Origin of the sequence: Micromonospora sp. WMMD1120 (genome assembly GCF_029626235.1) — a bacterium.
In the GTDB taxonomy this organism is placed as follows: Bacteria; Actinomycetota; Actinomycetes; order Mycobacteriales; family Micromonosporaceae; genus Micromonospora.
The window spans coordinates 622,514-647,500 of record NZ_JARUBO010000005.1 but is presented as its reverse complement, the minus strand read 5'-3'; the positions used below and the strand labels follow the sequence as shown (position 1 = coordinate 647,500).

The following is a 24,987-nucleotide window of genomic DNA, read 5'->3' as shown; positions in this document are numbered from 1 at the left end:
TTCACATTTTAACTTCGCGTGCCCTTGATGGTGCGTGCAGGTGTGTGGATGGGTAGGGGAGCGTCGTGCCGGGGGTGAAGCAGCGGGGTGACCCAGTTGTGGACGCGGCACGAGTGAGAATGCAGGCATGAGTAGCGAAAGAAGGGTGAGAAACCCTTCCGCCGGATGACCAAGGGTTCCAGGGCCAGGCTAATCCGCCCTGGGTGAGTCGGGACCTAAGGCGAGGCCGAGAGGCGTAGTCGATGGACAACGGGTTGATATTCCCGTACCCGCGAAAGAGCGTCCCTGATGAACCTCGTTGTGCTAACCACCCAAACTGACGGATACCTTCGGGTTGATGTTGGGGAGCGTGGGAACCTGGCGGGTAGTAGTCAAGCGATGGGGTGACGCAGGAAGGTAGCTGAGCCCGGCCGGTGGTTGTGCCGGGGTAAGCGTGTAGGCCGTGTTGTAGGCAAATCCGCAACACATGAAGGCTGAGACGTGATGCCGAGCCGATTCAGGTGAAGTCAGTGATCCTATGCTGCCGAGAAAAGCCTCTAGCGAGTTCTGAGCGGCCCGTACCCCAAACCGACACAGGTGGTCAGGTAGAGAATACCGAGGCGATCGGGCGAACTGTGGTTAAGGAACTCGGCAAATTGCCCCCGTAACTTAGGGAGAAGGGGGGCCGGAGACGTGAAGCCCCGCGCGGGTGGAGCGTTGTATGGCCGCAGAGAGCAGGGGGAAGCGACTGTTTACTAAAAACACAGGTCCATGCGAAGAAGTAATTCGATGTATATGGACTGACGCCTGCCCGGTGCTGGAACGTTAAGGGGACCTGTTAGCTCCTTTGGGGGCGAAGCGGAGAACTTAAGCGCCAGTAAACGGCGGTGGTAACTATAACCATCCTAAGGTAGCGAAATTCCTTGTCGGGTAAGTTCCGACCTGCACGAATGGCGTAACGACTTCCCCACTGTCTCAACCACAGGCCCGGCGAAATTGCAGTACGAGTAAAGATGCTCGTTACGCGCGGCAGGACGGAAAGACCCCGGGACCTTTACTATAGCTTGACATTGGTACTTGAGTTAGCTTGTGTAGGATAGGTGGGAGCCGGTGAAGCTCATACGCCAGTATGGGTGGAGGCAATCTTGAAATACCACTCTGGTTGATTTGGGTATCTAACTTCGGACCGTTATCCGGTTCAGGGACAGTGTCTGGTGGGTAGTTTAACTGGGGCGGTTGCCTCCTAAAGGGTAACGGAGGCGCCCAAAGGTTCCCTCAGCCTGGTTGGCAATCAGGTGTTGAGTGCAAGTACACAAGGGAGCTTGACTGTGAGACTGACAGGTCGAGCAGGGACGAAAGTCGGGACTAGTGATCCGGCACTTGCGAGTGGAAGCGGTGTCGCTCAACGGATAAAAGGTACCCCGGGGATAACAGGCTGATCTTCCCCAAGAGTCCATATCGACGGGATGGTTTGGCACCTCGATGTCGGCTCGTCGCATCCTGGGGCTGTAGCAGGTCCCAAGGGTTGGGCTGTTCGCCCATTAAAGCGGTACGCGAGCTGGGTTTAGAACGTCGTGAGACAGTTCGGTCCCTATCCGCCGTGCGCGTAGGATACTTGAGAAGGGCTGTCCCTAGTACGAGAGGACCGGGACGGACGAACCTCTGGTGTGCCAGTTGTTCTGCCAAGGGCACGGCTGGTTAGCTACGTTCGGAAGGGATAACCGCTGAAAGCATCTAAGCGGGAAGCCTGCTTCAAGATGAGGTATCCCACCCACTTTTGGTGGGGTAAGGCCCCCAGCTAGACGACTGGGTTGATAGGCCGGAAATGTAAGCCCGGTAACGGGTTCAGTTGACCGGTACTAATAGGCCGAGGACTTGACTACTAAGCTGCTACGCGTCCACTGTGCAACTCTGAACGAGCGAACACCCGTGTGATCATGCCGTGGGTTGTTTGATATGTTCATAGTGTTACGGCGGTCATGGCGGAGGGGAAACGCCCGGTTACATTCCGAACCCGGAAGCTAAGCCCTCCAGCGCCGATGGTACTGCACTTGTGAGGGTGTGGGAGAGTAGGACGCCGCCGGACAATCTTCCGAATAAGCCCACCCCGTAAACGGGGTGGGCTTATTCGCGTTTCCCGACCCCCCTGCGGGGCTGCCTTGTAGGCCGCACCGCGGCTACTGAAGGGCTGCCTTGACGGCTGGCGGGGGTTGAGGGGCGGTGATCGACCCCCGGGTTTCGTGCTATCGGGGGTATCCGGTCGGTGGGTAGCCCCGATATGCCGGCAGCCCGGTAACCGGGGGCCGATTCAACGCAGGCGTACCCGCAGGTTGGCCCTACCCAAGCCCCGGAATGCCCCGACTTCACAAAACCCGAGTCGATCACCAGGGGGTGTGCCCGGACGTCGGCCCTACCCGGCCATCGGGATGCCCCAAGTTCACGAAACCCGAGTCGATCACCGGGGCCTGGCCGGAAGTCAGCCCTACCCGAGCACCGGGACGCCCCGAGTTCACGAAACCCGCGTGGCCAACCTCGGGCTGCGCGGATGTCGGCCCTACCCGAGCGCCGGGATGCCCCGAGTTCATGAAGTCCGAGTCGATCAACGGGGGCGTGGCCGAATGTCGGCCCTACCCGAGCACCGGGATGACCCGAGTTCACGAAACCCGAGTCGATCAGCGGGGCCGTGCCCGGACGTCGGCCCTACCCGGGTGCCGAGATGCCCCGAGTTCATGAAGTCCGAGTCGATCAACGGGCGTGGCCGAATGTCGGCCTTACCCGGGTGCCGGGTTGCCCCGATATCGCGGGGACCTGGGTCGGCTGCCGGGGTCGTGGGGACCGGGACACGTGTCAGAGCAGGGAGAGCAGGGTCAGCCTCGGGTCTGCATGCCGTCGCGAAGGTTGCGGAGCAGGCCGCCGGCGTCGTCGAGGGACCGGCCCGGGAACATCGCCATGACCACGCTGCCGTGGTCGGCCCAGCCGCACACCGCGAAGTCACCGCCCTCGCCGCTGGTGTTGCCGCACTTCAGCACGCCGCCGAGGTCGCCCGCGGGCAGCTCGCGGAGGCCGTTCACCGCACCGGTCTCGTCCGACATGAGACGGAAGAGGCTGTCCAGGTCGCGCTCCGGCTGCCAGAGCAGTGTGGTGCCGCCGAAGATGAGCACCGAGCGTTTGTCGTCGGCCGGGTCGCGGTAGACGGTGCCGAAGCTCCGGTCCAACTCGATGTTCGCCGCCAGGCCGCTGCGCAGGTAGTCGGCAGTGCTCTTCGCCCGCTCGCTGTCGTCCCTGGTCAGCCCCGCGACCTGCTCGGGCGAGGTCAGCTCGGTGTCCTTCTGCTGGGCGACCCGCCAGCCGCCGACGCCCAGCACCGCGGCGCCGGCCAGGCCGACCACCAGCGCGACCGTCCAACCGATCTTGCGTCGCCGGGACCAGCCGGCCGACTGCTCGTCGGAATCGCCCCCGGAGTCCCGGGTGCTCAGCTGGATCGGCTCTTCGGTCAGCTCGACCGGCTCGCGACCGCCGTGCGGCGACCGCTCGGTGAGATGTGCGTCGGACATAGCCGACACCGTACGCGAACGAGAGGTGGCGCACGTCAGGTCCGCGGAAGCCCTTCGTAGACTTGTCGGGTGACCGAGAGACTGGATACCCGACGCCCCGACGCCCCGACCCTGGCCGGCCAGTATCAGCCCGGCGAGGTAGAGCAGCGACGGTACGAGCAGTGGGTAGCCGCTGGGCACTTCCGGGCCTCCGCCGACAGCGAGAAGGCCCCCTTCACCATCGTCATCCCGCCGCCGAACGTCACCGGCTCGCTGCACATGGGCCACGCGTTCGAGCACACCCTCATGGACGCGTTGACCCGGCGTAAGCGGATGCAGGGCTTCGAGGCGCTGTGGCTGCCGGGCATGGACCACGCCGGCATCGCCACCCAGAACCTGGTCGAGCGCCAGCTCGCCGCCGAGGGGTTGTCCCGGCACGACCTCGGTCGGGAGAAGTTCGTCGAGCGGGTCTGGCAGTGGAAGTCCGAGTCCGGCGGCGCCATCCTCGGCCAGATGCGCCGGCTCGGCGACTCCGTCGACTGGGACCGTGAGCGCTTCACCATGGACGAGGGGTTGACCCGCGCCGTCCAGACGATCTTCAAGAAGCTCTTCGACGACGGCCTGATCTACCGCGCCAACCGGATCATCAACTGGTGCCCGCGTTGCCTGACGGCCCTTTCCGACATCGAGGTCGAGCACACCGACGACGACGGTGAGCTGGTTTCCATCCGCTACAGCGACGAGGTCGTGGTGGCCACCACGCGGGCCGAGACGATGCTCGGCGACACGGCGGTGGCGGTCCACCCGGACGACGAGCGTTACCAGCACCTGATCGGCACCGAGGTCGAGCTGCCGCTCACCGGCCGGCGGATCCCGATCGTCGCTGACGCGCACGTCGACCCGTCCTTCGGCACCGGCATGGTCAAGGTGACGCCCGCCCACGACCCGAACGACTTCGAGATCGGTCAGCGGCACGACCTGCCCGCGCTGACCGTGATGGACGAGCGCGGCGTGATCACCGTGCCCGGCCCGTTCGAAGGGCTGGACCGCTTCGAGGCTCGGCCCGCGATCGTGGCCGCGCTGCGTGAGCAGGGCCGGATCGTCGCCGAAAAGCGCCCGTACGTGCACGCGGTCGGGCACTGCTCGCGCTGCAAGACGACTGTGGAGCCGCGGCTGTCGTTGCAGTGGTTCGTCAACACCGCCCCGCTGGCGCAGGCCGCCGGTGACGCGGTGCGTGACGGTCGGGTCCGCATCGAGCCGGCCGAGTTGGCCAAGCGCTACTTCGCCTGGGTCGACAACATGCACGACTGGTGCATCTCCCGCCAGCTCTGGTGGGGGCACCGCATCCCGGTCTGGTACGGCCCGGCGGGCGAGATCGTCTGCGTCGGCCCGGACGAGACGCCGCCCACCGGTGCGGGCTGGCACCAGGACGAGGACGTCCTGGACACCTGGTTCTCCAGCGGCCTGTGGCCGTTCTCCACCCTCGGCTGGCCGGAGCAGACCCCGGACCTGGCGAAGTTCTACCCGACCAGCGTCCTGGTCACGGGCTACGACATCCTGTTCTTCTGGGTGGCCCGGATGATGATGTTCGGCCTCTACGCGATGGACGGCCGGCCGCCGTTCGACGTGGTGGCGCTGCACGGCATGGTGCGCGACCAGTTCGGCAAGAAGATGTCGAAGTCGTTCGGCAACGTGGTCGACCCGCTGGACTGGATCGACCGCTACGGCGCCGACGCCACCCGGTTCACCCTGGCGCGCGGCGCCAACCCGGGCCAGGACGTCCCGGTCAGCGAGGAGTGGTGCCAGGGCTCGCGCAACTTCTGCAACAAGCTCTGGAACGCCACCCGGTTCGCCCTGATGAACGGCGCGCACACCACCGGTGAGCTGCCCCCGGTCGAGCGGCTCTCCACCGTCGACAGGTGGATCCTGTCCCGGCTGGCGCACGTCACCGCCGAGGTCGACGAGCAGTTCGAGGCGTACGAGTTCGCCAAGGTCTGCGACCTGCTGTACCACTTCGCCTGGGACGACGTCTGCGACTGGTACGTCGAGCTGAGCAAGCCGGTGCTGATCGAGGGTGGGGAACGGGCGGAGACCAGCCGACGGGTGCTCGGGCACGTGCTCGAGCAGTTGCTGCGGCTGCTGCACCCGGTCATCCCGTTCGTCACCGAGGAGCTGTGGCTGGCCCTGACCGGCGGCGAGACGGTGCAGACGGCCTCGTGGCCGGTGGCCGACCGGTCGTTCGTCGACGACGCCGCCGAGGCGGAGCTGGTCGCGCTTCAGCGGGTGGTCACCGAGATCCGTCGGTTCCGTTCGGACCAGGGCCTGCGCCCGACGCAGCGGGTGGCCGCGCGCCTGGACGGGCTGGCCGGCGCGGGCATCGCCGCCCACGAGCCGCTGATCCGTTCGCTGGTCCGGCTGGACCCGGCGGGTGACGACTTCCAGGCCAGCGCCACGCTGGCCATGCCCGGCGCGGTGGGTGTCGCGTTGGACACCCGGGGGTCGATCGACGTGGCCGCCGAGCGGGCCCGGCTGACCAAGGACCGCGCGGCGGCCGAGAAGGAGGCCGCGCAGGCGCGGGCGAAGCTCGACAACCCGGCCTTCATCGGCAAGGCCCCCGAGCCGGTGGTCGCGAAGATCCGCGACCGGCTCGCCACCGCCGAGGCCGACCTGGTCCGGATCGACGCCGCTCTGGAGACACTGTCCTCGTGACCGACCGTACCGATTTCGCCGCCGTCGAGGCCGAACTGGCCGCTCGTGGGTTCACCCGCATGGTCTTCGAGCTGGACCGGATCGAGTCGCTGCTCGATCTGCTCGGCAGCCCGCAGCGCGCGTACCCCTCGATCCACCTGACCGGCACCAACGGCAAGACCTCGACGGCGCGGATGATCGACTCGCTGTTGCGGGCGTTCGGGCTGCACACCGGCCGGTACACCAGCCCGCACCTGGAGACCGTGCGGGAACGGATCAGCCTGGACGGGGAACCGGTGAGCGAGGAGCGGTTCGCCGCGGTGTACCAGGAGGTGAAGCCGCTCGCCGAGCTGGTCGACGCGCGATCGGACGAGCCACTGACGTACTTCGACATGACCACCGCGCTGGCGTTCGCCACGTTCGCCGACGCGCCTGTCGACATCGCCGTGGTCGAGGTCGGCCTCGGTGGGGCCGAGGACGCCACGAACGTGATCCAGGCCGGGGTCTGCGTGATCACCCCGATCGGACTGGACCACACCGAGTGGCTCGGTGACACCCTCCAGGACATCGCGTTGGCCAAGGCGGGCATCATCCACAGCGGCGCCACGGTGATCGCGGCGGCGCAGGAGGAGGAGGCCGCGCGTCCGATCCTCGAGCGCTGCGCCGAGGTCGGCGCCACCATCGCCCGCGAGGGCGCCGAGTTCGGCGTGCTGCGCCGGGCGGTCGCGGTCGGCGGTCAGGTGCTCAGCCTCCAGGGACTGGGCGGTGTCTACGACGACGTGTTCGTTCCGCTGCACGGCGCCCACCAGGCGCAGAACGCCGCTGTGGCGCTCGCCGCCGTCGAGGCGTTCCTGGGTGCGGGGGCCCGCCGGCAACTCGACATCGAGGCGGTCCGGGAGGGCTTCGCGTCGGCCAGTTCGCCGGGTCGTCTGGAGCGGGTCCGTACCGCGCCGACCGTCCTGCTGGACGGCGCGCACAACCCGCACGGCATGGCCGCCACCGTTACCGCCCTCCAGGAGGAGTTCGCGTTCAGCAAGTTGGTGGCGGTGCTCGGCGTCCTCGCCGACAAGGACGCGACGAGCCTGCTGGAGTTGCTGGAGCCGGTGGTCGACCAGATCGTGGTCACCCGCAACAGCTCGCCCCGGGCGATGGCGACGGCGGACCTCGCCGCGCTCGCCGTCGAGATCTTCGGCGAGGACCGGGTGGAGTCGGCCGAGGAGATGCCGGACGCGATCGAGCTGGCGGTGGCGCTGGCCGAGGAGGACGTCCCCGGTGAGCTGAGCGGGGTGGGGGTGCTGGTCACGGGTTCGGTGGTGACGGTCGCCGACGCCCGCCGGCTGCTGAAGCGATGACCGGCCCGGAGCAGGACCCGCACCCGGCCGGGCAACCGGCGGAGGAGGAACCCACCGCCGGGCAGCCGCGCCGCTCCGGGCTGCGCGACCCGGAGCGGGCCGTACGCGGCCTGGGCGCCGGCACCCTCGGCCTGGAGGCGTTGGTGCTGCTGCTGGCGATCCAGCCGATCCGGGTTGTCGGCGGTGACCTCGGCGGCGCGGCGATCGGCGCCGTGGTGGCGCTGGCCGTGGCCGCGGTCGTCCTCGCCGGCCTGATGCGCCGTCAATGGGCGTGGCACGCCGGCACCGTACTCCAGGGCCTGCTGCTGCTGGGCGGCCTCCTGCACTGGTCGTTGCTGGGGTTGGGCATCATCTTCGCCCTGGTCTGGGCGTACGCGTTGCACGTCCGCCGGGTCATCCTGGGCTGACGTCCGGCCCCGTTCCGGCGGGCGGCTCAGGCTTCGGCGCGTTCGCGCCACTGGGTGAGGGCCACGCCGTGGCCGTCCGGGTCGCGGAACGCCGCCGCCCACACCTCCAGCTTGGTGCCCCGGTTGACCACCCGGGGGGCGTACGTGAACCGCACCCCGGAGCCGCGAAGCCGCTCGTACGCGGCCTCGATGTCGCTCACCTCGAGGTTGACGTGCACCAACCGGCGGCTGATGGGCGCCGCCCCGGTCACCTCGCGCAGGACGAGTCGGGTCGCCCCGAAGGCGAGTACGGCGTTGTGGGCGCCCTGGTCGACCTCGGTGAAGCCGAGCACGTCCCGGTAGAAGTCGAGCGACCTCGACAGGTCGGTCACCAGCAGGGTCAGGCCCACCCCGCTGATCGGCCCGGTCGGGTCCGTGGCCGCGCGGCCCTCGAATCCGAAGATCGCCTCGTCCAGCTCCTCGTCGGTCACCGTCTCCCGGGCCGGCCCGGTGGTGGAGGGGTCGTCCAGCGGAAGGTCGAGGGGGTCCGCCGGGTCCTCGGCGACCGGGCCGGTGCGCTGCGCCGGTGGTGTTTCGGCCCGCGACCCGGCGGGCGCGTCGACGGGGGGCGTGGTGGGCGTCGCGGTGGCGCGCAGCGGGTCCTCCGCCGGCCTGTCGTACCGATCGGCGGAGGTCTCGTCGAAGCGCTCCTCGGCGGCCGGACGCGGCGCCGGGGTGGCCCGCCGGGGCAGCCCGGCGCCCTGCTGCTGTTCGACGACGACGCCCTCCAACACGACCGGACCACCCGGGCTCTGGTGCAGCACCACCGGTTCGCGCTCCTCCGGCGGCACACCCGGGTCGTCGCGCAGCGGGTCGGCGCGTGCGGGGTCGGGGCTGAGCGGGTCCCGGAACGGGTCACCGACCGGGTCCCGGAAGTCGTCGTCGGGGGCGCGGTCGGCCCACGGTGGCGCGTCCTGCTGAATCAGCAGCTCGTCCATGGCGTCGGCGTCGGCGAACTCGGGTGGCAGGTCGGCGACGGCGGCGGCGGTCTCGGCGTGCGTCGGCACCTCGTCCCAGAGGACCTTGACGTGCCGCTGGTCGTCCAACGCGACCCGGATCGGCAGGGTCTGGCCCAGCGACGGCCACTTGGAGACCGGCACCCGGGGCTCGATGATCTTCTTGGACCGCGGCGGCAGGCCGGGCGCGTCGATCACCAGTTGCAGCTCGCAGCGGCCGAAAGCGTACTGGGTGGGCGGTTCGGAGGCGCTGTGCACGTGCCCGACGCCGACGACCCACGTGCGACCGCCGCCGCGTACGGTCGCCAGCGCGATGGCCAGCACCAGCAGGGCGACTCCGAGGGCGACGATGGCCCAACTGGTCATGCCCAGACCGAACAGGACGACGAACGTGGCGACGGTGCCCAGCACCGTGCCGATCAGCTTGCGTACCGGCGCGATGGGCCGGTTCCCGCCATTCGCCACAGTGGACCTCCCGGGGGTCAGGGCCAGGCTAGGCCGGATCGGCCACCGGGGGAAAGACCGGCCGCCGCGCCGGCGCCGGGACCGGGTCGCTAGGCTGACGGTACCGATCCCGAGCGTCCAGCGCGTACAGGAGGAACCCAGCGTGTCCAACAGCCCGGACGAGCGCAGCCTCGTTCTGATCAAGCCCGACGCGGTTCGCCGCGGCCTGGTCGGCGAGGTCCTCTCCCGCTTCGAGCGCAAGGGGCTGCGGATCGACGCGATGGCGCACCGGACGATGGACGCCGCGCTCGCCGACGCGCACTACGCCGAGCACGTCGACAAGGCGTTCTACCCGCCGCTGAAGGACTTCATGACCGGCGGTCCGCTGGTCGCCCTGGTGCTCTCCGGCGACCAGGCCATCGACGTGGTCCGTGGGTTGGTCGGCGCGACCGACGGCCGCCGGGCCGCCGCCGGCACCATCCGGGGTGACCTGTCGCTGTCGAACCGGGAGAACCTGGTGCACGCCTCCGACTCGACGGACAGCGCCAAGCGCGAGATCGCGCTCTGGTTCCCCGAGCTGGGCTGACCGACCCGGGCCGGCGCGCGGGTTTCAGTCGAGCGGCGGCAGCTTCGCCGGGTTGCCGACCACGTAGATCCCGGTGATCCGTCCGTCCGCCGCGGCGATGGTCAGCGTGTACGGGCTGCCGTTGGCCCGGGTGATCACCACGCCGGGTTCCCCGTTCAGCTCGATCGGATCAATCGTCACCCGGTGGCGGGGGCCGTAGACGCCGGCGTAGAACCGGGCGATCCGATCCGGGCCGGTGACCGGGTTGATCGCGGCCCGGACCCGACCGCCACCGTCGTTCCACGCGACGGCGTCGGCGGCGACCAGGCCGGTGAGCGTCGCCAGGTCACCGTCGCGGGCGGCGGCGAGGAACGCCTTCAGCAGCCGTTCCCGCTCCGGCCGGGTCGCGGTGAACCGGCGCTGCTCCCGCCGTACCCGCTCGGTGGCCCGGTGGTGTAGTTGCCGGCAGTCGTCGGCGGAGCGACCCAGGATGTCGGCGATCTCCGCGTACGGCAGGTCGAAGGCGGTGTGCAGGACGTACACCGCGCGCTCCGGTGGGGTCAGCCGCTCCAGGACGTGCAGCAGCGCGGTGGAGAGCGAGTCGCGCAGCTCCACGCGGTCCAGCGGTCCGAACGGCGAGGGCTCGGTCGGCACCGGCTCGGGGAGCCACGTGCCGACGTACGTCTCGCGGGCCGCCTGCCGGGCGCGTAACCGGTCCAGGGCCAGGCGGGTGACGATCCGGGACAGGTAGCGGCGCGGCTCGCCGACCGCCGCGCGGTCCACGCCGAGCCAGCGCAGGTACGCCTCCTGGAGCACGTCCTCCGCGTCGTGTCGGCTGCCGAGCAGGCGGTACGCGAGCCCGAGCAGCATCGGCCGGTGCGCCTGGAGCGCACCGGCCGCCTCTGCCGCCCCGGTGGTCACGCCTGCGCCGGAGGCTCCAGCCGCATCGTCACGCCGATCCGATTCCACACGTTGATTGTGGCGATAGCGATGACGAGGTCGGCCAGCTCCCGCTCCGACCAGACCTTTGCGGCCGCGTCCCACACCTCGTCCGGGACCCCGTGCTCACCCAGCCGGGTGACCGCGTCGGTGAGGGCCAGCGCGGCCCGCTCGCGCTCGTCGAAGAACGGCGCCTCCTGCCAGGCGGAGACGGCGAACAGCCGCCGGCTCTGCTCGCCGTCGGCGAGGGCCTCCCGACTGTGCATGTCCACGCAGTACGCGCACCCGTTGATCATCGACGCCCGGAGCTTCACCAGCTCCAGCACCGTGTGGTCGACATTCGCGCGGACGTACTTCTCCAGCCCCAGGACGGCCTGGTACGCCTGCGGTACGACCTCCGTCGGGTTCATCCTCTGCACGACAACCTCCCTGATCGGTCCGACACCGTCACGACGGTTCGGCCGGGGCGCACCGTGACAGTCGCGGGTGTGACCCCGCTCATGCCGTCGGGGCGGGAGCGGATGAGCCCGGTCGGGTGGGAGGGCTCAGCCGCGGGCGGCCGGCACGGTGTCCGGCAGCACCTCGCGGGGACGGGGGATCTGCACGTCCTCGACGGGCGCCTCCGCCGGGGCCGGTGTTGTCCGGTCGCCGTCGCGCGGGCCGGGGCGGCTCACCCGGGCGGCCAGCCGGCGACCCACCTCGATCATGGGCAGCTCGATCCACCGGTAGAACACGTCCGCGATGATCAGGCCGAGCACAGTGGTGACCAGGAAGAGCGCGGTACTGCGACGTCCGGCCCCGGGCACCAGCCCGGCCGCCGCCCGCGCCGCCAGGGACTGGATCAGATAGAGCGAGTACGAGCGTTCGCCGACGAAGACCAGTGGCCGCAGCCCCAGCCCACGGGCGAGTGGGCTGCGGGAGAGCAGGGCCGGCAGCAGCACCGCCGTCGCGGCGGCGTAACTGCCGATCAACGCCTCCTGGCCGAAGCGGGTGGGCCAGAACTGCACACACACCTGGACCACGACGAACCCCAGGATCACGACGGTGGCGACCACCGGGTGGGTCAGTGGCCGGACCAGGGCGAAGCCCCGCGGGTTGTGCATGACGACCGCGGTCAGGCAGCCGAGCAGGATCGCCACGTAGTGGATCGGCCAGCTCAACCAGGCGATGTCCGGCGGGATCATCGCGATGAAGAGCACCAGCAGGCAGAGCGTCACGAGCAGGCGGCGGCGGAACACGGCGGCGACCGCCACGAAGGCGATGGCCGGCCAGAACAGGTAGAACTTCTGCTCGATGCCGATCGTCCAGGAGTGCAGGAAGGGCGCGTTCGGGGCCAGCAGCTCGTTGAGGAACAGCAGGTAGTACTTCATGCCCCGCTCGATCGACTCGGCGGTGCCGTTGATCCGGGCCAACACCCAGTAGAGGAGGAGCACCAGGAAGTAGACCGGCAGAATCCGGAAGAACCGCCGCAGGTAGAAGGCGCGGAGCGAGACCTTGCCGTAGCGGTGCTCCTCGCGCAGCAGCAGCGTCGTGATCAGGAAGCCGGAGAGCACGAAGAACAGGTGTACGCCGATCCAGCCGGTCAGCCATTTCCAGGACGGGCCACCGTAGTGGAAGGCGATGACCATGACAGCGGCAAGTGCCCGCAGCCCGTCCAGGGCGGGGAATCGACGCATTGCCTGGAAATCGTCGTACCGAAGCGAACGCACCGGCGAAGTTTGCGCGAGCGCGGCAACAGGGTCAAGCCAGCGGCGCGCGGGCCGGTGACGGATTACTCGGCGGCGGGCCGGCCGGTGGGTCTTGTATCGTGGATAGCCGTAAGGCGATGACCCGGCCATCACCGGTGAGCCTCCGGAAGAACAGCCGGGCGACCGGCCCAGTAGAACCGGACGGGTGCGGCCCGTCACAGCCGGCAAATGAGCGGGCGGTCGATCCTGACCGCCAAGCGGGGTGGTACCGCGGGCCCCCGGGAGCGCCGTCGTCGGCGTACCCGGACGGTTCGTCCTCGCAGACCCACATCGAGTGAGTTGCGAGGAGAGCGACAGGCGATGGCCTATCCGTTGCACGACCCGACCGCCGCCGGCGTGCCGGCGAGCCCGGACCTGCCCGCGGTCGAGCGCCGGGTGCTGGAGCACTGGACGGCCGACAAGACCTTCGAGGCCAGCGTCGAGGCCCGTCCCGCCGGCACCGACGGCAAGAACGAGTACGTCTTCTACGACGGCCCGCCGTTCGCCAACGGCCTGCCGCACTACGGCCACCTCTTCACCGGGTACGTCAAGGACGTGGTGCCGCGCTACCAGACCATGCGCGGGCGGCACGTCGAGCGGCGCTTCGGGTGGGACTGCCACGGCCTGCCCGCCGAGGTGGTGGCCGAGAAGCAGCTCGGCATCACCAGCAAGGCGGAGATCATCGACCTGGGCGTGGCCCGGTTCAACGAGGCCTGCCGTACGTCGGTGCTGGAGTTCACCCAGGACTGGGAGCGGTACATCAACCGGCAGGCCCGCTGGGTCGACTTCACCAACGACTACAAGACCCTCGACCTGGACTACATGGAAAGCGTCATGTGGGCCTTCAAGACCCTGCACGACAAGGGTCTGATCTACGAGGGCTTCCGGGTGCTGGCGTACTGCTGGCGGTGTGAGACGCCGCTGTCGAACACCGAGACCCGGATGGACGACGTCTACCGGGACCGGCACGACCCGACGCTGACCGTGTGGTTCGGGCTGACCGCCGACGAGTCCGCGCCGGAGCTGGTGCGCGGGCCGGTCCGGCTCGGCGTCTGGACGACCACGCCGTGGACGCTGCCGTCGAACCTGGCGCTCGCCGTCGGCCCGGACATCGAGTACGCGGTGCTCGACCGGGACGGGGAGCGGTTCGTCGTGGGCGCCGCGCGACTCGGCGCGTACGCCAAGGAGCTGGAGGGGTACGAGCTTCTCGGCACCGTGTACGGCCGGGACCTGGTCGGACGCCGCTACACGCCACTGTTCGACTTCCTGGTCGAGCAGGCCGGCGAGAACGCGTACCAGGTGCTCGGCGCGGAGTTCGTCACCACCGAGGACGGCACCGGGATCGTGCACCTCGCCCCGGCCTTCGGCGAGGACGACCAGAACGTCTGCAACGCCGCCGGGATCCCCACCATCGTCACCGTGGACGACCACACCCGGTTCACCGCGCTGGTCCCGCCGTACCAGGGTGAGCAGGTCTTCGACGTCAACAAGCCGGTGATCAGGGAGCTGAAGGAGCGGGGGGTGGTGCTGCGGCAGGACACCTACACCCACTCGTACCCGCACTGCTGGCGCTGCGACACCCCACTGGTCTACAAGGCGGTGTCGTCGTGGTTCGTCGCGGTGACCCAGTTCCGGGACCGGATGGTCGAGCTGAACCAGGAGATCAACTGGACTCCCGGCCACATCAAGGACGGCTCGTTCGGCAAGTGGCTCGCGAACGCCCGGGACTGGTCGATCAGCCGGAACCGGTTCTGGGGCTCGCCGATCCCGGTGTGGAAGTCCGACGACCCGAACTACCCGCGCCTGGACGTCTACGGCTCGCTCGCCGACATCGAGCGGGACTTCGGGGTACGCCTGACGGACCTGCACCGGCCGGCGGTGGACGACCTTGTCCGCCCCAACCCGGACGACCCCACCGGTCGGTCGATGATGCGTCGGGTGCCAGAGGTGCTGGACTGCTGGTTCGAGTCCGGGTCGATGCCGTTCGCCCAGGTGCACTACCCGTTCGAGAACGCCGACTGGTTCGAGCACCACTACCCGGGTGACTTCATCGTCGAGTACATCGGGCAGACCCGCGGCTGGTTCTACACCATGCACGTGCTGGCCACCGCGCTGTTCGACAGGCCGGCGTTCCGCAACTGCCTGAGCCACGGCATCCTGCTCGGCTCGGACGGGCGCAAGATGTCCAAGAGCCTGCGCAACTACCCGGACGTCTACCACGTCTTCGACTCGTACGGGTCGGACGCGATGCGCTGGATGCTGATGTCCTCGCCGGTGCTGCGCGGGGGCGACATGGCGGTCACCGAGACGCTGATCCGCGACGCGGTCCGGCAGGTGCTGCTGCCGCTGTGGAACGTCTGGTACTTCTTCACGCTCTACGCCAACGCCGACGGCTACCAGGCGCGGCGTCGGACGGACTCGACGCACCTGCTCGACAGGTACGTGCTGGCCAAGACGAACGAGCTGGTGTCGACTGTCGGCGCGCAGATGGACGCGTACGACATCTCGGGCGCCTGTGCCACGGTCCGTTCCTACCTGGACGCGCTGACCAACTGGTACGTCCGCCGGTCCCGGGACCGGTTCTGGTCCGGTGACGTCGACGCGTTCGACACGTTGTCGACGGTGCTGGAGACGCTCTGCCGGGTGGTGGCGCCGCTGGCGCCGCTGACCGCCGAGGAGATCTGGCGCGGGCTCACGGGGGAGCGGTCGGTGCACCTGACCGACTGGCCCTCGGCGGAGGAGTTCCCCGCCGACCACGATCTCGTGGCCGCGATGGACAACGTGCGGGCGGTCGCCTCGGCGGCGCTGTCGCTGCGCAAGGCCAAGGGGCTGCGGGTGCGCCTGCCGCTGTCGACGCTGACAGTGGCCTCACCGGCGGCGGAGCAGCTGCGGCCGTTCGCCGACCTGGTCGCCGACGAGGTCAACGTGAAGGCCGTGGAGTTCAGCGCGGAGCTGTCGGCGTACTGCGAGCAGGTGTTGACTGTGGTGCCCCGGGTGCTCGGCCCCCGGGTCGGCAAGCAGGTGCAGCAGGTGATCAAGGCGGTCAAGGCGGGTGACTGGGAGCTGGTCGACGGCGCCCCGGTGGCCGCCGGCGTCACCCTCGCCGAGGGGGAGTACGAGCTGCGCCTGGTCGCCGCCGACGCCGAGCACTCCGCGCCGCTGCCCGGCGGTGAGGGCGTGGTGGTGCTGGACACGGACGTCACCCCGGAGCTGGCGGCCGAAGGGCTGGCCCGTGACGTGGTGCGGGTGGTGCAGCAGGCCCGCCGGGACGCCGACCTCGACGTCTCGGACCGGATCGTGGTGTCGGTCTCCGCCTCCGAGGAGGTGCGTGCGGCGGTGAACGCGTTCGCGGACTTCGTCTCCCGCGAGGTGCTCGCCGACTCGGTGGACTTCGCCGACGGCCTCGACGGCTTCGCCGGCGAGGTGGGCGAGGGCGAGCGGGTGACGGTCACCGTCCGCCGGTCGTAGCACGCGGGGCGGACGCCGTCGCACCTCCGTCTGCGGGGTGTGGCGGCGTCCGCTACCGTGACACCGCCTGCTCGCACCTCATCTGCCGGAGGACCAGTGCCCCTGCTCTACACCATCGGCAAGCTGACCGTGGCGCCCACGCTGCGGGTGGCGTTCCGCCCGACCGTGGAGGGTCTGGAACACGTGCCGGAGACCGGCGGCGCGATCTTCGCCGGCAACCACCTCTCGGTGGCCGACGAGCTGTTCCTCGGCACCGTGGTGCCCCGACACCTGGCGTTCTGGGCGAAGTCGGAGTATTTCAAGGGCACCGGCGTGAAGGGCGCGATCTCCAAGTTCGTCCTCACCGGGCTGGGCGCGATTCCGGTCGAGCGGGCCGGTGGGCGGGCCGCGCTGTCCGCGTTCGACGCGGCGATCCCGGCGCTCAAGGGCGGTGACCTGGTGGTGGTCTACCCGGAGGGCACCCGCTCCCCGGACGGCAGGCTGTACCGCGGGCGCACCGGCGCGGCCCGGCTGGCGATCGCCGCCGGGGTGCCGATCATCCCGGTCGGCATGATCGGAACGGACAAGGCGCAGCCGATCGGCGCCCGGGTGCCCCGGCCGGGCACCGCGAAGATCACTGTTCGGTTCGGCAAGCCGCTGGACTTCAGCGGGCGGCCGGACGACCGGACCTCGCTGCGGCAGATGACCGACGAGCTGATGAGTGAGATCCAGAAGCTCACCGGTCAGGAGTACGTGCCCCGCTACGCGCCGCCCCGCGCCCACCCGGACCCGACCCGCGACGCCTGAGGTGGCCGCGCCAGCGGCATCCTCCCCTTCCAACGGGTATACCTGTGAGTCATTTCTATGACTCACAGGTATACCCGTCTGCACACCTTGCCGACCTCCGTCACGTGACGCAGCGTGACCGGATTGGTCGCGCGCGTGCTGGCGGCCGCGCCACGCCGGTGGCGGGTCAGCCGCGCTCCGGCTGGACGATCTGGGCGCGCAGGGTGGCCAGCAGGTCGGCGCTGTCGGCGACGGACAGCCTGGTGAACACGCCGGTGGCGATGCTGCCGTGGTCGACCGACGTGCAGACCACCACGTCGCCGCCGTCCGCCTGACCCACCGCGCAGCGCTCGTACCTGCCACGGACCCCGGTGTCCACGCTCTCCGGGGTGGCCAGCGCGTACCGGTCGGTGAGCCGACTCAGCTCCGCCTCCGCGTCCGACTCCGGGGTCAGCCGGAAGCCGGTGCCACCGAAGACCGTCACCCGCTTGCCGCCGCTGGTGGAGTAGACACCGGCGAAGGTGTCCTCGGCCAGCCAGTGCTCCTTGCGTACCTCGCCCTCCAACTCCCGGGCGGTCTGCGTGCTGCGGTCGTCACGGCGGAGGCTGAGGTCCTCGATCTGGTCGGGCAGCGCCGCACGGGCCGGGTACTGGGCCGAGATCGGGAACCCGTAGTACGCGGGGCAGCCGCAGCAGCAGGCCAGGGTGAGCAGCAGGAGCCACGGCCAGCGGCGTCGGCGACGGACCGGCACGTACCCCTTGGGGGCCTGCCAGCCCGGCGGCGGACCCGCCGGCGGCGCGGAGCGCTTGCTGCGGCGTTGCTTCGGCACCTTGACCGGGGCCGGCGGCGGCATCGGCCGGCTCGGCGGCGGCTGCGCGGGACCGATCGGTGGCGGCGCCGGGTGCGCGGGGCTGACCGGCGGCGGCGCCGGGTATGCGGGACCGGCCGGGGGAGCGGGCGGCGGCCCGGACCACTGCCGGGTGTCCGGCGGCCTCGGGTAGGAGAGCGTCGGCGGCAGCGGCGGCAGCTCCGCCGAGGGCAGGTCCCACCCGCCGGTGTCCACGCCGGCCCACGGGTCGACAGGCGTCTGGTGTTCCGGTGGCCCGACGGGCACGGGTGGCGTCGGGGTCGGCTCGGCCGACTCGCCCCACGCCGGTCGGCGGGGCAGCGGGGGCGGCACCGGGGCCGAGCCGCTCCACCTCGGCGTCGGGGTCTCCGCGGTGGCGGCGCCTTCCGACTGGTCGGAGGATTCTGGCTGGTCCGAGGTTTCCGGCTGGCCGGGGGGATCCGGCTGGTCCGGGCTGTTCCCGTCGGCCGGCCGTGCTCCCGGCTGGGGCTCCGGCATCGCGGCAATCTCCTCTCGCGCCGGTCCGAGGTTAGTACCGCGTCGCCACCACCGCCGACCGGGCGTGCGCGCGGTACCCGCCGGGCGGGCGCGTACCCTTGGGCATTATGAGTGCCCTGTCCCCGACGTCGAGCGTGCCCGTGACCCATTCCGTGTGGTCCCAGCTCGAGCCGCTGCTGCCCCAGGTCTCCAAGCCCATCCAGTACGTCGGGGGCGAGCTGGGCGCGGTGACGAAGGACTGGGACTCGGCGACCGTGCGGTGGGCGCTGATGTACCCGGACGCCTACGAGGTCGGGCTGCCCAACCAGGGCGTGCAGATCCTCTACGAGGTGCTCAACGAGCTGCCCGACACGCTCGCCGAGCGGACGTACGCGGTCTGGCCGGACCTGGAGCAGCTGATGCGCACGCACGGCGTGCCGCAGTTCACCGTCGACGCGCACCGGGCGGTCCGCGGGTTCGACGTGTTCGGCATCTCCTTCTCCACCGAGCTGGGCTACACCAACATGCTCACCGCGATCGACCTGGCCGGCATCCCGATGCTGGCCGTCGACCGCACCGACGCCGACCCGGTGATCGTGGCCGGTGGGCACGCCGCGTTCAACCCGGAGCCGATCGCGGACTTCATCGACGCGGCGGTGCTCGGCGACGGCGAGGAGGCGGTCCTCGAGATCACCGCCATCGTCCGGGAGTGGAAGGCCGAGGGCTCGCCGGGGGGCCGCGACGAGCTGCTGCTGCGGCTGGCCCGCACCGAGAGCGTCTACGTGCCGCGCTTCTACGACGTCGACTACCTGCCGGACGGGCGGATCCAGCGGGTCGTGCCGAACCGGGCGGACGTGCCGTTCCGGGTGCACAAGCGCACGACGATGGACCTGGACGCCTGGCCGTACCCGAAGAAGCCCCTGGTGCCGCTGGCCGAGACGGTCCACGAGCGGTACGCGGTGGAGATCTTCCGGGGCTGCACCCGGGGTTGCCGGTTCTGCCAGGCGGGCATGATCACTCGCCCGGTGCGGGAGCGGTCGATCACCACGGTCGGGCAGATGGTCCGCGAGGGCCTGGAGTTCTCGGGGTTCTCCGAGGTCGGTCTGCTGTCGCTCTCGTCGGCCGACCACTCGGAGATCGGTGACATGTGCTCGGGCCTGGCCCAGCAGTACGAGGGCACCAACGTCTCGCTGTCGCTGCCGTCGACCCGGGTGGACGCCTTCAACATCGACCTCGCCCAGGAGCTGTCCCGTAACGGTCGGCGCACCGGCCTGACCTTCGCCCCGGAGGGCGGGTCGGAGCGGATCCGCAAGGTCATCAACAAGATGGTGTCGAAGGAAGACCTGATCCGCACCGTCGTCACCGCGTACACCAACGGCTGGCGGCAGGTGAAGCTCTACTTCATGTGTGGCCTGCCCACCGAGACCGACGAGGACGTCCTCGAGATCGCGGAGATGGCCCACGAGGTGATTCGCGCCGGCCGGGCCGCCACCGGCTCCAAGGACATCCGCTGCACGGTCTCCATCGGCGGGTTCGTGCCGAAGCCGCACACCCCGTTCCAGTGGGCCGCGATGGATCGTCCGGAGGTCATCGACCACCGACTCAAGCTCCTCAAGCAGGCCATCAACTCGGACCGTTCGCTGGGTCGGGCCATCGGCTACCGCTACCACGACGGCGAGCCCTCGCTCATCGAGGGACTGCTCTCCCGGGGTGATCGTCGGATCGGCGCGGTGATCCGCAGGGTGTGGGAGAACGGCGGCCGGTTCGACGGCTGGAGCGAGCACTTCTCCTACCAGCGGTGGGTCGACGCGGCGGCCGAGACGCTGCCCGCGTTCGGGGTGGACCTCGACTGGTTCACCACCCGGGAGCGCGACGAGCTGGAGGTCCTGCCCTGGGACCACCTCGACTCGGGCCTCGACAAGGACTGGCTCTGGCAGGACTGGCAGGACTCGATGAGCGAATTCGAGCAGGACGACTGCCGGTGGACGCCCTGCTTCGACTGCGGCGTCTGCCCCTCGATGGACACCGAGATCCAGATCGGCCCCACCGGCAGGAAGCTGCTGCCACTCACCCCGCTCGGCGGCAACGGCATGAAGGTGCCGTCCGCCTGACCGGTCGGCCGCCGCCTTCTCCGCGCGGCGGTGCCTGTTCGGCCTGGTGGTGCCTCTTCGGCCTGGTGGTGCCTCTTCGGCCTGGTGGTGCCCGCCACCCTCCACATCCGACATGTCGCCCAACGGGTCCGCGTCTCGCGGACCCGTTGGCGCTGGTTGGGCCCCCGACATACGGCCGCCGTCGCGGTGCACGGCAATTGATCGATCGTCATCGCTGTCAACTGGTGGCAGTGGGGCTGCCTCGACTAGGTGGGACTCGATACGCTGCGTCTGACATGGACCGACCCGGCCGGCCGGGGGACGGGGGAGCAAGCGCATGGGGAGCATCCCGCCGCCGAACATCGGCGATCTGCACGTCACAGTCGAGGACCTGGACGCCGCCGCCACGTACGTCGAGCGGCTGAAGCAGTACATCGACGACACGCTCAAGTACGAGATGGAGCGCATCAAGGAGCGGATGAAGGGCGACAGCAACAACGCCCAGACCGTCCCGAACGGCACCCCCTTCGGCGCGTACGAGGACGCCCGCATGCAGTGGCGGGCCCTGGAGACGTCCACGGCGAACATGGAAGCGCACCTCACGACGCTCTCCCAGAAGCTCGCCGCGCTGAAGGAGGGCACCGAGGACATCGCCAAGGCGTTCCGCGACACCGAGGCGCGCAACGGCGCCAACGGCAAGGAGATCGAACGGCTGCTGGAGTCGGCGGCCCCGCCGCCCACCGCCGGCGGCGCGCCCACCTATCCATACACGGCCTGAGGGGGACGTCATGGCTGGAGGAACCTGGGAGCGGTGCGTGCGCGAGGTGACGCTCTCCGCGGACCCGGACACCGTCGGATCGGTCGGAGCGGGTTGGAGCAACCTCTCCAGCGGTCTGCAACAGCTACGGGACGCGCTCGTCGGCCGCTCGTTCGTCGGTCCGATCGCGACCGGCCAGGAACGCCCGCACGTCGGTGGCCTGCCCGGGATGCTCGCCGGCTGGAAGGGCAGCGGTGGTGACGCGTACCGCGAGCACCTGGGCACGATCGGCAAGCAGATCGAGGATCTGATCACCGACGCGACCAATGTCAGTGGCGCGTTGACGCGGATCGAGGGCGACATCCGCAAGACGGTCGCCACGATCCCGATCCCGCTGATGGACGACTTCGGCATCAACGAGTGGAGCCTGCCCAACGGCACCGAGCTGGACGACGCCCGGGACGGCGAGAGCTCGACCGGCTTCCTCGCCGCGCTGCGTCAGGACTACCAGAACAACCCGGCGTCGTACGCCGACGGCGCGTTCCGCGACAAGGCCGACGACCTGGAAGCGACGATGAAGGTCGACGGTCAGGCCGGCGACCAGAAGCGCGGCGGCTGGTGGGACACCCAGGCCCACCTGGACAACTGGTACCGGGACAATCAGCAGGCCGCGAACACGGCGATGGCGCCGTTGCCCCAGGCGGTCTACACCGAGCGTCCCAAGCTCACCGTCACCGGCCCGAACGACGGCGGGATCATGGACGATTTCGAACGCGACCCCCGGGTCCCGCCGACGGGTCGGCCCGACATCGGTGGCGGTGACTTCGGCGGGAAGTCCGACATCGGTGGCGGGGGCCCGTCGATCGGCAGCACGCCACCGGGTATCGGCGACACCGGTGGTGGCCCGACGTCGACCGGCGGCCCGTTCTCCCCGACCGGGCCCGGTGGCCTCGACGACGGCTACTCCGCCGGTGACACCGGTCAGCTGACGCCCCCGTCGACCGGTGCCGGCTACCCGGGCATCGACGACGGCTACAGCAGCGGCCTGGCCGGCGCCGGCCCGACCGGCGTGGGCGGCCTGGGTGGCGGCATCGGCGGCGGCGGGGTCGGCAGCGCCGGTCTCGGTGGCGCCGGCGGCGGTTTCGGCGGCGGTGCGGGAGTGGGCTCGGCCGGCGGGATCGGCGCGGGCGGTGGCCTGGGCGCGGGCGGCGGGATCGGCGTCGGCGGCATCCCCGGCATGGTGGGCGGCGGCAACGGGAAGCTGCCACCGATGACGAGCGCGGCGAACGCGCTGCGTACCGCCGCCGGCGCTGGCGGCGCCGGGATGGCGGGCGGCGCCGGAGTGGCCGGCGGCGCGCGTGGTGGTGCGGGACTCGGCGGCGCCGGGGTGATGGGCGGCGGCATGATGGGCGGCGCGGGCGCTGCCGGGCACGGTGGTGGCGGCGGCTCGGAGCACTCGTCGTGGTTGACTGAGGACGACGATCCGTGGGGCCCTGGTGACGGTGCGTCCCCCGGTGTCCTTCGATGAGGATGGACGAATGAGGGTGAACGTCGGAACGCTCCGGCCGGTGGTCGCCTGCCTGCTGGCCGGCTTCCTGGTGGTCGGGGCCGCCCAACCGGCGGCTGCCGCGCCCCGGCGCGCCGAGCAGTGGTATCTGGACGAGCTGCGGATCGACCAGGCGCACGAGATCTCCACCGGGCGGGGTGTGGTCGTCGCCGTGCTCGACACCGGCGTCGAGGCCACCCACCCTGACCTGCGTGGTCAGGTGCTGGCGGGTGGGCGCAGCTACGGCGCGTCCGGTGACGGCCGCTCCGACGAGAACGGGCACGGCACGCACATGGCCGGCATCATCGCGGCGAAGGCGAGCCGGGACGGGGTGGACGGCATCGCTCCCGGGGCGAAGATCCTGCCCATCAAGCTGCGCAAGGGCAGCGAGCCGCACAGCGACGCGGCGGTGGCGCTCGGCATCCGGATGGCTGTCGACGGCGGCGCCAAGGTGATCAACATGTCCGTCGGGAGCAAGGGCCCCACCAGCCCGGACGAGGCGAGCGCGATCGCGTACGCACTGGACCGTGACGTCGTCCTGGTCGCCTCGGCCGGCAACACGGCCGACGGTGACGTCGCCGTCGTCAGCCCGGCCAACACACCCGGGGTGATCGCGGTGACCGGGACGACCAGGGGCGGCTCGTTCTGGTCCGGATCGGCCCGAGGGCCGGAGGCGGTGGTCGCCGCTCCCGGTGACGGCATCTACAACATCACCAACGAGAAGGGCTACGGCTGGGGCGACGGCACCTCCGACTCCACCGCTATCGTCTCCGGTCTCGCCGCGCTGATCCGGGCGAAGTATCCGGATCTCAACGCTCCGGGCGTGATCAACCGGATCATCCGGACCGCACGGGACGCCGGCCCTGCCGGCCGGGACCCGCAGTACGGCTTCGGGGTGATCGACCCGGTACGGGCGCTCACCGCCAACGTGCCGGCGGTCACTGTCAACCCGCTGCTCGACGCGACCGCGGCGACCGAGCCGGGCCCGGCCCGTACCGGGGGCGCGGACGAGGAGTTCGACGTCACCCAGCACGGTGATCGCGGCGGTCCGACCGACCAGCAGGTCATGGTCGTGGTCATCGGTGTCGCCGTGGTGCTGGTGTTGCTGCTGGGTCTGGCGGTCTTCCTGATCTGGAACCGCCGTCGGTACCGGCGGGAGGCGGCCCGCGCCGCAGACGTGCCGGACCATCTTCTCGATCAGGCGACCTCCGACGCCCACCCGTCGTACGCGCCGCCATCGGGCTACGCCCCGCCCTCCGGCTACGCCCCGCCTCCCGGGTATGGGCCGCCTCCCGGGTACGGGCCGCAGGGTGGTCCGCCGCCCGCCCCGCCACGGGAGCGGTAACCGGTCGTGTGTGCGGTCGGCCGGTAACCTTCGGGTCGCCGGCCGGCCGGCGACCCGGACAGTGGCGATGGCGACCTCGTCGACCGGTTCGTGCCCTTCTGTCGGGGAGAATCGACAGCCCCGGCTGCCCGTCCTCGTCGGCCCTGCGTCAGGATGGGCGGACACGCAGGCACACGTCGAGGAGCCCACGATCGCCAGAAAGCCTCAACCCGAGGGCGGCCAGGCGCCGGTCGTCCAGCGCGTCCGCATCCGGTACGCCAAGCGCGGCCCGCTGCGATTCACCTCGCACCGGGACTTCGCCCGGGCGTTCGAGCGCGCGCTGCGCCGGGCCGCTGTGCCGATCGCCTTCTCCCAGGGTTTCACCCCGCACCCGAAGATCTCCTACGCCAGCGCCGCACCCACCGGGGTGGCGAGCGAGGCGGAATACCTGGAGATCGGTCTTCAGTCGCCGGTCGACCCGGAGGCGCTGCGTGCCGCGTTGGACGCCGCGCTCTCGCCCGGGCTGGACGTGCTGGACGCGGTGATCGCCGAGGGGGGCAGTCTGCCGGACCGGATCGAGGCGTCGCACTGGCACATCGAGTTGCCGGAGGTCGACCCGGCCGTGGCGCGCGCCGCCGTGGACGCGTTCGTGGCGGCCGACGAGGTGTTGGTCGAGCGGATGACCAAGCAGGGCCGACGGACCTTCGACGCCCGTGCAGCAGTGATATCGATCGATGTGTCGGCGCCTGCGCCGACGCCTTCCGGGGCGCCGGTCGTACCGTGTGCGATACTCGAACTGGTCGTGCGGCAGGTCACCCCGTCCGTACGGCCCGATGACGTCCTTTCCGGCCTCCGCGTGGTGGCCGACCTGGAGCCGCCGGTTGCGCCGAGGGTGACCCGGCTGGCTCAGGGCACGTTGACCGCGCAGGGTGCGATCGTGGATCCGTTGGATGCGGACCGCGGCGGGGCAGCCATCGTTGGGCACTGACCGACGGTCGGTGCTCTGGCAGGCAGACTTCGGCGGTCGCGCACCACGCGCGCCCGGCGGAAACACTTTTGCGGCGACCCTGCGTGGCAGCGCTCA

General features: G+C 70.3%; 17 protein-coding genes and 2 rRNA genes (1 of these 19 running past the window's edge). 13 read left to right on the top strand and 6 right to left on the bottom strand.

The window, feature by feature from the left end; translation table 11 throughout:
- A 23S ribosomal RNA gene (locus O7634_RS03095) occupies positions 1-1,862 on the top strand (it extends 1,251 nt beyond the left edge of the window).
- A gap of 86 nt (positions 1,863-1,948) precedes the next feature.
- Positions 1,949-2,065: ribosomal RNA gene (gene rrf, locus O7634_RS03090) — 5S ribosomal RNA — on the top strand.
- Positions 2,066-2,846: 781 nt separating this feature from the next.
- Here the strand turns inward: rrf and O7634_RS03085 are convergent.
- Positions 2,847-3,533 carry a hypothetical protein gene (locus tag O7634_RS03085; RefSeq protein ID WP_278148660.1) on the bottom strand — a complete coding sequence of 229 codons (687 nt, stop codon included), beginning with the start codon at positions 3,531-3,533 and terminating at the stop codon, positions 2,847-2,849.
- 69 nt (positions 3,534-3,602) lie between these two features.
- On the opposite strand from O7634_RS03085, the gene O7634_RS03080 reads away from it, so the two are divergent.
- The 3 genes from O7634_RS03080 to O7634_RS03070 are packed head-to-tail and all read left to right on the top strand — an operon-like array spanning position 3,603 to position 7,959.
- Positions 3,603-6,221, top strand: coding sequence for a valine--tRNA ligase (locus O7634_RS03080; RefSeq protein WP_278148659.1), 2,619 nt, complete (start codon positions 3,603-3,605; stop codon positions 6,219-6,221).
- Positions 6,218-7,552, top strand: coding sequence for a folylpolyglutamate synthase/dihydrofolate synthase family protein (locus O7634_RS03075; RefSeq protein ID WP_278148658.1), 1,335 nt, complete (start codon positions 6,218-6,220; stop codon positions 7,550-7,552). Before O7634_RS03080 ends, O7634_RS03075 begins: the two co-directional genes overlap by 4 nt.
- Positions 7,549-7,959, top strand: a complete 411-nt coding sequence (locus O7634_RS03070) for a DUF4233 domain-containing protein (protein ID WP_278148657.1) — start codon at positions 7,549-7,551, stop codon at positions 7,957-7,959. The genes O7634_RS03075 and O7634_RS03070 overlap by 4 nt, the downstream gene beginning before the upstream one ends.
- A 26-nt stretch (positions 7,960-7,985) precedes the next feature.
- Here O7634_RS03070 and O7634_RS03065 read toward each other — a convergent pair whose 3' ends face one another.
- The gene (locus O7634_RS03065; RefSeq protein WP_278148656.1) at positions 7,986-9,419 is read right to left on the bottom strand and encodes a VOC family protein; all 1,434 of its coding nucleotides are present in this window, start codon (positions 9,417-9,419) and stop codon (positions 7,986-7,988) included.
- A gap of 142 nt (positions 9,420-9,561) precedes the next feature.
- Between O7634_RS03065 and ndk the strand changes: the two genes are divergently transcribed.
- The gene (ndk, locus tag O7634_RS03060; protein ID WP_278148655.1) at positions 9,562-9,984 is read left to right on the top strand and encodes a nucleoside-diphosphate kinase; all 423 of its coding nucleotides are present in this window, start codon (positions 9,562-9,564) and stop codon (positions 9,982-9,984) included.
- Between the two features lie 24 nt (positions 9,985-10,008).
- Here the strand turns inward: ndk and sigJ are convergent, their stop codons facing one another.
- The 3 genes from sigJ to O7634_RS03045 all read right to left on the bottom strand — a co-directional run bounded on the left by sigJ (position 10,009) and on the right by O7634_RS03045 (position 12,611).
- Positions 10,009-10,884 (bottom strand): RNA polymerase sigma factor SigJ, encoded by an 876-nt coding sequence (gene sigJ / locus O7634_RS03055; protein WP_278148654.1) that lies wholly within the window; start codon positions 10,882-10,884, stop codon positions 10,009-10,011.
- Complete coding sequence (locus tag O7634_RS03050; protein ID WP_278148653.1) at positions 10,881-11,321, bottom strand: carboxymuconolactone decarboxylase family protein; 441 nt, start codon at positions 11,319-11,321, stop codon at positions 10,881-10,883. Before O7634_RS03050 ends, sigJ begins: the two co-directional genes overlap by 4 nt.
- Before the next feature lie 126 nt (positions 11,322-11,447).
- The gene (locus O7634_RS03045; RefSeq protein WP_278148652.1) at positions 11,448-12,611 is read right to left on the bottom strand and encodes an acyltransferase; all 1,164 of its coding nucleotides are present in this window, start codon (positions 12,609-12,611) and stop codon (positions 11,448-11,450) included.
- Positions 12,612-12,950: 339 nt separating this feature from the next.
- Between O7634_RS03045 and ileS the strand changes: the two genes are divergently transcribed.
- Positions 12,951-16,097 (top strand): isoleucine--tRNA ligase, encoded by a 3,147-nt coding sequence (gene ileS / locus O7634_RS03040; RefSeq protein ID WP_278148651.1) that lies wholly within the window; start codon positions 12,951-12,953, stop codon positions 16,095-16,097.
- A gap of 96 nt (positions 16,098-16,193) precedes the next feature.
- A complete protein-coding gene (locus O7634_RS03035; protein ID WP_278148650.1) occupies positions 16,194-16,883 on the top strand; it encodes a lysophospholipid acyltransferase family protein in 690 nt (229 codons plus the stop codon).
- A gap of 166 nt (positions 16,884-17,049) precedes the next feature.
- Here O7634_RS03035 and O7634_RS03030 read toward each other — a convergent pair whose 3' ends face one another.
- Positions 17,050-18,207, bottom strand: a complete 1,158-nt coding sequence (locus O7634_RS03030) for a hypothetical protein (RefSeq protein ID WP_278148649.1) — start codon at positions 18,205-18,207, stop codon at positions 17,050-17,052.
- 107 nt (positions 18,208-18,314) lie between these two features.
- On the opposite strand from O7634_RS03030, the gene O7634_RS03025 reads away from it, so the two are divergent.
- The 5 genes from O7634_RS03025 to O7634_RS03005 all read left to right on the top strand — a co-directional run bounded on the left by O7634_RS03025 (position 18,315) and on the right by O7634_RS03005 (position 24,891).
- Positions 18,315-20,297, top strand: a complete 1,983-nt coding sequence (locus O7634_RS03025; RefSeq protein ID WP_278148648.1) for a TIGR03960 family B12-binding radical SAM protein — start codon at positions 18,315-18,317, stop codon at positions 20,295-20,297.
- Between the two features lie 316 nt (positions 20,298-20,613).
- On the top strand, positions 20,614-21,054 hold the full coding sequence (locus tag O7634_RS03020; RefSeq protein WP_278148647.1) for a hypothetical protein: 441 nt from the start codon (positions 20,614-20,616) through the stop codon (positions 21,052-21,054).
- Between the two features lie 10 nt (positions 21,055-21,064).
- Positions 21,065-22,561, top strand: a complete 1,497-nt coding sequence (locus tag O7634_RS03015; RefSeq protein WP_278148646.1) for a hypothetical protein — start codon at positions 21,065-21,067, stop codon at positions 22,559-22,561.
- Between the two features lie 10 nt (positions 22,562-22,571).
- Positions 22,572-23,924 carry a type VII secretion-associated serine protease mycosin gene (mycP, locus tag O7634_RS03010; protein ID WP_278148645.1) on the top strand — a complete coding sequence of 451 codons (1,353 nt, stop codon included), beginning with the start codon at positions 22,572-22,574 and terminating at the stop codon, positions 23,922-23,924.
- 247 nt (positions 23,925-24,171) lie between these two features.
- Positions 24,172-24,891 carry a TIGR03936 family radical SAM-associated protein gene (locus O7634_RS03005; protein ID WP_278153850.1) on the top strand — a complete coding sequence of 240 codons (720 nt, stop codon included), beginning with the start codon at positions 24,172-24,174 and terminating at the stop codon, positions 24,889-24,891.
- The last annotated feature ends 96 nt before the right edge of the window (positions 24,892-24,987 follow it).

What these genes read in the sequence shown, in the direction of transcription:
- O7634_RS03085 (WP_278148660.1), bottom strand. Translation starts at nt 3,533, where the DNA reads ATGTCCGACGCACATCTCACCGAGCGGTCGCCGCACGGCGGTCGCGAG.
- O7634_RS03070 (WP_278148657.1), top strand. Translation starts at nt 7,549, where the DNA reads ATGACCGGCCCGGAGCAGGACCCGCACCCGGCCGGGCAACCGGCGGAG.
- ileS (WP_278148651.1), top strand. Translation starts at nt 12,951, where the DNA reads ATGGCCTATCCGTTGCACGACCCGACCGCCGCCGGCGTGCCGGCGAGC.
- O7634_RS03030 (WP_278148649.1), bottom strand. Translation starts at nt 18,207, where the DNA reads ATGCCGGAGCCCCAGCCGGGAGCACGGCCGGCCGACGGGAACAGCCCG.
- O7634_RS03025 (WP_278148648.1), top strand. Translation starts at nt 18,315, where the DNA reads ATGAGTGCCCTGTCCCCGACGTCGAGCGTGCCCGTGACCCATTCCGTG.
- O7634_RS03020 (WP_278148647.1), top strand. Translation starts at nt 20,614, where the DNA reads ATGGGGAGCATCCCGCCGCCGAACATCGGCGATCTGCACGTCACAGTC.
- O7634_RS03015 (WP_278148646.1), top strand. Translation starts at nt 21,065, where the DNA reads ATGGCTGGAGGAACCTGGGAGCGGTGCGTGCGCGAGGTGACGCTCTCC.
- mycP (WP_278148645.1), top strand. Translation starts at nt 22,572, where the DNA reads ATGAGGGTGAACGTCGGAACGCTCCGGCCGGTGGTCGCCTGCCTGCTG.